Genomic DNA, 7,142 nt, shown 5'->3' with positions numbered 1-7,142 from the left:
GTTGTTTCCGAAAATCACTGTTGTGATTTATTTATAACCTACTGTTTAATTTTCAAAGTTCATTTTGTGTTTTGTGTTTGCCTCGTTGTCGAGGACAAGTAATAATATATCACCTTTAAAACATTTCGTCAACACTTTTTTATATTTTTTTGTTTTTTATTTGTAATTGCTATATTCTAATATATTTTAAATAACATTTTATATATATAAAAAATCTAATTGTTATTGCATTTGTGTAATGGATATTTCATATGCTTTTAAATATATTGAATTTTCAGAAGATTTATGCTATAATTTCCATACATTTATATTTATATCAACTAACTGACAATATAAATATTTAAAATATTTCCGAGGGCGAATATACTTTGTTTTTATCTTTTTGTATTATTTTAAGCTAAATTCGGTTAAATAATATACTTATATTTAGCTGAATTTAAAAAATTAATTTTTATTATTTAAAAAGGGGGAAAATTATAATGTCTGAACAAAAACGTAAGGCAAACTTACTAGAAGCTCTTATTCCTATTGTATGCTTAATCATATTTATAGGGATTGCAGTTTTTAAGTTTGAGGCATCGCCTCACATTCCTTTAATTTGCGGAGCTGTTGTAGCTGCTCTTATGGCTACTACGAGATTGGGCTTTAAGTGGAATGAACTTGAAGAAGGTGTGATGAAAACCATCAACATGGCAATGCAAGCTGTTTTAATTCTTATGATAGTAGGTACAATTATAGGTACATGGATATTAAGTGGTGTAGTTCCTACTATGATATATTACGGACTTAAAATATTATCACCTGGTATATTCCTAGTTGCAACTTGTATAATATGTGCAATAGTTGCCCTTGCTACAGGATCATCTTGGACTACAGCAGGTACTGTTGGTATAGCACTTTTAGGTGTAGGGCAAGGACTTGGTATCCCTAACTATATAGTTGCGGGTGCAATTATATCTGGTGCTTACTTTGGAGATAAAATGTCACCATTATCAGATACTACAAATCTAGCTCCAGCTATGGCAGGTGCTAATCTATTCGATCACGTACGCCACATGCTGTTCACAACTGGACCATCTTTAATAATAGCTCTTATTCTTTATGGTTTCTTAGGTGCCAAATACGCTGGTAAAAACATAGATCCTACTATAATAAATCAAATGCTTAATGCACTAACATCTAGTTTCAACATAAACCCATTATTGTTTCTTCCTCCTATAATAGTAATAACAATAGTTATATTAAAAGTTCCAGCTATTCCATGTCTTATAACAGGTTCTTTACTTGGAGGTGTATTTGCAGCTATATTCCAAAAATCATCTCTTGGAGAAATAATTACAGCTGCTAATTATGGATTCGTATCAGAAACAGGAATTGAAGCTGTAGATTCATTGTTAACTCGCGGTGGCCTTCAATCTATGATGTGGACAGTTTCTTTAATATTATGTGCTTTAACACTTGGAGGTATTCTTGAAAAAACAGGTATGCTTGAAGTTATCGCAGAAAGCGTATTAAAGTTAGCAAGAGGTACTGGAGGGCTTGTTACAGCTACTATATTCTCTTGTATATTCGTAAACTTAGTTACAGGAGAACAATATCTATCAATAGTTATTCCAGGAAGAATGTATAAAGATGCTTATGCCAAAAAAGGTCTTCATCCGAAAAACTTATCAAGAGCACTTGAGGATTCAGGAACATTAACATCTCCTCTTATTCCTTGGAATACATGTGGAGCATATATGTGGGCAACTTTAGGCGTTCATCCAGCTGCATTCTTACCTTATGCATTTTTAAATTTAATAAATCCTATAATATCTATATTCTATGGATTTACAGGACTTACAATGCACAAACTTCCTGAAGAAGAATATATCACAGAATAAATGAAGGGCCCATATCGGGCCCTTATTATATATCTAATTTCCTTATTATAATCTTATTGAGAGGTCTTTTAACATGAAAAATCTATTAGTACCGCTGATATTAATATCATTATCAGTTATAATGAATAAACCCATATATATAGGTATGTCAATTTCCACTTTATTTGTGTATATAAATGCGATATTAAATAAATGCAACTATAAAGATTTAAACAAAAGCATACTATCAAGTATATTGTCTGCAAAACGTATAATAATAATTCTTTCATTAGTCGGGATGCTTACATCATTATGGATGGCTTGTGGAACTATACCTTATCTTATTTATCTAGGTCTTAGTATATTAAAAAAATACAACTTCATATTTTTTTCTTTTCTAATAATGTCTTGCATATCCTACATATTAGGAACTGCAGTTGGGAGTATATCGACTATAGGTGTTGTAATTATAACAATAGGCAGAGCTGTAGGTTTGGATACATCTGTTTTAGCCGGGTCAATAATATCCGGTGCTTTCTTAGGAGATAGATCTTCACCTATATCTAGTGCGTTAAATCTGAATATAGAAATGACAAATTCTAACCCTTATAAACTTATGGATAAAATGAATAAAACACTACTTCCAGCTTTTATAGCCAGTGGTATATTATACTTTATTTTAGGAAAATACAATAGCATAAGTAATTATAGTAAACTAGACAACATTTTAATAAATTTATCAAATAGTTTCAACTTAAACATACTATGCTTAATACCTATTGTGATACTTTTTATACTAATATTAATAAGAATAGATATAACTATATCATTGCTAGCATCATTGTGTTCTAGTTTTTTAATAAGCTTTTTAATTCAACACTCCAATATATATACCTTAACAAAAATATCATTACTCGGATTTAATAAAATTAACTCCACATCTAATATAATAAATGGAGGTGGCTTTCTATCAATGTTGCCAGTTGTATTTACAATCATAAGCGCAACAGCTTTCACTGGTCTATTAGATTCAACCAATAGCCTAAATATCTTAATAAATAAATTAATTTCATCAATAACAAGCAAGTATGACTTACTTAAAAAATGTTCTTTATTGAGTATACTTTTAAATACATTAACATGTAATCAAACTGTTGGAATAATTATTCCTTGTAAATTCATGAAAAATACATTTCTTGATTATAATTTAGAAAAAGAAGATTTAGCCCAATGCTTGAGTGATAGCGGTACAATAACAGTTGCTTTGATTCCTTGGAATATAAATTCTATTGTAGCCTCTACACTTCTAGGAGTATCTTCTATTAATTTTATCCCATATACATTCTTATGTTATCTAATACCTATTACTTTTATATTAAAATCTAGAAAAAATAATAATATAGATATATTTGCTTAAGTGTTTTTTTAAATTATTAATAGTATATAATGTAAGAAAGGGAGGTTTTAGTATGTTAGTAAAATATTTAGGTCATTCTGCTTTTTTAATTCAAACTTCAGAGCATAATATTTTAATAGATCCATTCATAAAAGATAATCCTAATTGCCCAATTAATTTAAAAGAATTGCCTCATATACACTATATATTAGTTTCACATGGTCATAACGATCATATAGGTGATACTATTTTGATATCTAAAAAATATAATAGTACTGTAATATGTAACTTTGAAATATCCTTATATTTATCTAAGTACAATATAAAATGTATGCCAATGCACATAGGAGGATATGTTAAACCTGATTTTGGAAAGACCAAAATGGTTCCTGCTCTACACGGCTCTAGTATTTATGAAGGAACACACTTGATATATGCAGGTAGTCCATGTGGCTTTTTATTAGAAATTGAAAATACTATATTATATCACGCTGGAGATACAGGACTATCTGTAGAAATGACTCTTTTAGAATATGAGAATATAGATTACGCTATGCTTCCTATTGGTGGAGTGTTTACAATGGATATTGACGATTGTATAAAGGCTATAGAGTTTATAAAACCTAAAAATGTTATTCCTATGCACTTTAATACATTCGAACCTATAAATGCAGATCCTGATTTATTGAAAAGTAAAGTTAAATCTTGCAACATCTCTATTTTGAATCCTGGAGAGGATATAAAAATATAGTTTCCTATAGAATAAAAAACTGCGATAAATTAAACTTTATCGCAGTTTTTTATTATGATTTAAGCATGTTGTTCATCTTATCTTCATCAAACCCTAATATTTCTTCGCCTTCTATTAGTATAACCGGAACTGAGGTATAACCCATATTCATCAGTCTCTTTCTATGAGTAACATCTCTAGATATATCGTATTCTATATATTTTAAATTATTTTTCTTAAAATAGTCCTTTGCCATATCGCAATATCCACATGTATTACTACTATATATTTCTATTTTTTTATTCATATCGTATACCTCCCTTAAATACTCATATTAAAAAATTTTATCCGAAAGCTAAGAGTTTTAAAACTCCATCTAAATTAAGTTTCACTTTATCTAGTCACTAAACACTTATTAATATTGCAAATAATGCTTATAGGCTTTGTTTCTTAAAAATAGATGTAAATATAGATTTGATTAATATTTACCCTGTATTATATAGATTTCCCTATGCAAATTTTTAAAACATTTATTTTTTATTTTCATTTAAAAATCTTATAATATATTATAGAATAATCTTACACTATAATAATATGCTCATAAAAAACATAGTTATGCATATATGAAAAATTAAAATAAAAGTTTTAATTTTAGTTTTTTGAAATCATTCCATTATTTAATATAGGGGGATTCAATATGAAAAAAATATTAATACTTTCTGCTTCTACTGGTGGAGGTCACAATAGAGCAGCAAAAGCAGTACAGGAAGAGCTAATTGCTAAAAATATAGACTGTGAGATAATAGATAGTTTGAAATTTGTAAGCCCTACAATAGATACCATAATATCTAAAGGATATGAAAAATCAGCTATGTATACACCAAAAGCTTATGGCACGATCTATAAAATATCAGATCTTAAAATAAGCAAAAATGAAATAAATAGTAACCTTATCCTTACTTATATGATAAGAAAGTTGAAAAAATTAATAAATCAAATGCAGCCAGATGCAATAATCGGAACACATCCCTTTCCTTTAATGGCTGTCAGTAATTTAAAAAAAAATAATATAATAGACATACCTATAATATCAATTCTTACAGATTACACTATACACTCTACCTGGATTCAAGAAGAAGTTGACAATTACATAGTAGGAGATGAATATGTTAAATATCTGTTACAAGAAGAAGGAATCCCTGATTATAAAATATATCCTTACGGAATTCCTATTGAAAAATCATTTTTATCAAGCGATATAGATGGTATAAAAAAAGAGCTTAATTTAAAAAACAAGTTTACTGTTTTATTAATGGGAGGGAGCTTTGGTGCTGGTAATATCAAAGAAGCATTTTTAGATTTATTGAGTATTGACAAGGATTTTCAAATTATAGTTGTTACAGGGAGAAATTCTTCTTTAAAAGATAAAATACAAAAAACTCTAGACTCTATAGATACAAATAAAAATGTGGTTCTACTTCCATTTACAAATAAAATGAATGACCTTTTATCTGTATCTGATGTTTTAATTACAAAGCCAGGTGGCCTTACTACTACAGAGGCTCTATTAAAAGAAATTCCTATGATAGTACCTTATTATATACCCGGTCAAGAAGGCGAAAATCTAGACTTTTTACTAAATAGCGGAGTAGCTCTTAAAACAACCGAAAAATACAATTTAAAAATTTTAATAACTCTTTTAATTGAAAATCCAGATAGGTTGTATAGCCTGAAAAATAATATAAAAAGTTTAAAAAAATTAAATTCATCAGAAAATATATCAAATTTAATATTGTCAAAATTAAATAAAGCAGGCATTTAGCCTGCTTTATTTAGTATCTATTAAAATCGGGGTCATAAAAATCTTCTTCATAATCATATTGAAAATTCTTATAATTATTTTTAAACCCTTCATTTGTTTTAGTTTTTGATTTTTTAGGTTTAATACTTTTCTTGAGTAAGTTTTCTAATTTTTCTTCACATTCATAATCATATTTTTGTTGTTCTCTTAATTTAAAATTTTCTTCTCTTATCTTCTTTATAGCCTCATATTCTTCAGAATTCATAAAGCCTTTCATACTTACACCTCTACTTTAATTTTTATATAATTTATTCAATAAATTATATAAAAATTATATATCACCTATGTATCAAATCCAATAATTATATCTCTCTTCTTCCTTCTAAAGCCTTAGATATAGTTACTTCATCTGCATACTCTAAATCTCCCCCTACAGGAAGTCCATGTGCAATTCTAGTAACCTTTATACCTAAAGGTTTTATAAGTCTAGATATATACATAGCAGTAGCTTCTCCTTCTATTGTTGGATTAGTAGCTAATATAATTTCCTTGACAGTTTCTTCATTAAGTCTTTGAAGTAACTCCTTTATTTTTATCATTTCAGGACCCACTCCCTCCATTGGAGATATTACTCCATGAAGAACGTGGTATTTCCCCATAAACTCTTTAGTTTTTTCCATAGCAGCTACATCCCTTGGATCTTCTACAACACATATAATATCTTCTCTTCTATTCGGATTAGAGCATATATTGCACTTACTAGAATCTGTTATGTTGCAGCATACACAGCAATATTTTATCTGTTTTTTAGCATTTATTAATGCTTCAGATAATTTTTCTACATCTATCATATTCATATTTATAACATGAAAAGCTAATCGTTGGGCTGTCTTCTTGCCCACACCAGGAAGTTTTGAAAACTCATCTATAAGTCTTGATATAGGTCCTGAATAAGTTTGCATATTAGCACCTACTAAAACATTCCAGGAAGGTTAAGTCCACCTGTTAATTTAGACATTTGAGAATTTACCATCTCATCTGCACTTCTTAAAGCTTCATTAACAGCAGATAACACTAGATCTTGAAGCATTTCTATATCATCAGGATCTACAACTTCTGGCTTTATAGCTATATCTAATATTTCTTTCTTACCATTTGCCTTAACTATAACAGCTCCTCCACCAACAGAAGCTTCAACTTCTTTTTCTTCAAGCTGCGATTGCATTTTTTCCATATCTTTTTGCATTTTTTGAACTTGTTTTAACATATTGTTCATATTTCCACCCATTCCTGGGAACCCTTTTTTAGCCATAATTCATCCTCCTTTAAAAATCACTTTGACTTATATTATAG

Annotated in this window: 8 protein-coding genes; 4 read left to right on the top strand and 4 right to left on the bottom strand. The window is 28.7% G+C overall.

Annotation, left to right across the window (positions count from 1 at the left end; all coding sequences use genetic code 11):
- Nucleotides 1–479: 479 nt before the first annotated feature.
- From nhaC to N4A48_RS14465, 3 genes are all read left to right on the top strand, one after another.
- Complete coding sequence (nhaC, locus tag N4A48_RS14475; RefSeq protein ID WP_293667116.1) at nucleotides 480–1,883, top strand: Na+/H+ antiporter NhaC; 1,404 nt, start codon at nucleotides 480–482, stop codon at nucleotides 1,881–1,883.
- A 73-nt stretch (nucleotides 1,884–1,956) separates the two neighbouring features.
- Nucleotides 1,957–3,279: a Na+/H+ antiporter NhaC family protein gene (locus N4A48_RS14470; protein WP_293667114.1), complete on the top strand. Its 1,323-nt coding sequence runs from the start codon at nucleotides 1,957–1,959 to the stop codon at nucleotides 3,277–3,279.
- Between the two features lie 52 nt (nucleotides 3,280–3,331).
- A complete protein-coding gene (locus tag N4A48_RS14465; RefSeq protein WP_293667112.1) occupies nucleotides 3,332–4,009 on the top strand; it encodes a metal-dependent hydrolase in 678 nt (225 codons plus the stop codon).
- A gap of 52 nt (nucleotides 4,010–4,061) precedes the next feature.
- Here the strand turns inward: N4A48_RS14465 and N4A48_RS14460 are convergent, their stop codons facing one another.
- Nucleotides 4,062–4,295, bottom strand: coding sequence for a glutaredoxin family protein (locus tag N4A48_RS14460; protein WP_293667110.1), 234 nt, complete (start codon nucleotides 4,293–4,295; stop codon nucleotides 4,062–4,064).
- A gap of 390 nt (nucleotides 4,296–4,685) precedes the next feature.
- Between N4A48_RS14460 and N4A48_RS14455 the strand changes: the two genes are divergently transcribed.
- On the top strand, nucleotides 4,686–5,810 hold the full coding sequence (locus tag N4A48_RS14455) for an MGDG synthase family glycosyltransferase (RefSeq protein WP_293667108.1): 1,125 nt from the start codon (nucleotides 4,686–4,688) through the stop codon (nucleotides 5,808–5,810).
- 10 nt (nucleotides 5,811–5,820) lie between these two features.
- Here the strand turns inward: N4A48_RS14455 and N4A48_RS14450 are convergent, their stop codons facing one another.
- From N4A48_RS14450 to N4A48_RS14440, 3 genes are all read right to left on the bottom strand, one after another.
- Nucleotides 5,821–6,066 carry a hypothetical protein gene (locus tag N4A48_RS14450; protein ID WP_293667106.1) on the bottom strand — a complete coding sequence of 82 codons (246 nt, stop codon included), beginning with the start codon at nucleotides 6,064–6,066 and terminating at the stop codon, nucleotides 5,821–5,823.
- 85 nt (nucleotides 6,067–6,151) lie between these two features.
- On the bottom strand, nucleotides 6,152–6,751 hold the full coding sequence (recR, locus tag N4A48_RS14445; protein ID WP_293667105.1) for a recombination mediator RecR: 600 nt from the start codon (nucleotides 6,749–6,751) through the stop codon (nucleotides 6,152–6,154).
- An 11-nt stretch (nucleotides 6,752–6,762) separates the two neighbouring features.
- Nucleotides 6,763–7,101 (bottom strand): YbaB/EbfC family nucleoid-associated protein, encoded by a 339-nt coding sequence (locus tag N4A48_RS14440; protein WP_293667103.1) that lies wholly within the window; start codon nucleotides 7,099–7,101, stop codon nucleotides 6,763–6,765.
- Between the last annotated feature and the right edge of the window lie 41 nt (nucleotides 7,102–7,142).

Source organism: Tepidibacter sp. (assembly GCF_025210165.1).
Taxonomy (GTDB): Bacteria; Bacillota; Clostridia; order Peptostreptococcales; family Peptostreptococcaceae; genus Tepidibacter_A.
This window is presented reverse-complemented; position numbering and strand designations above follow the sequence as displayed.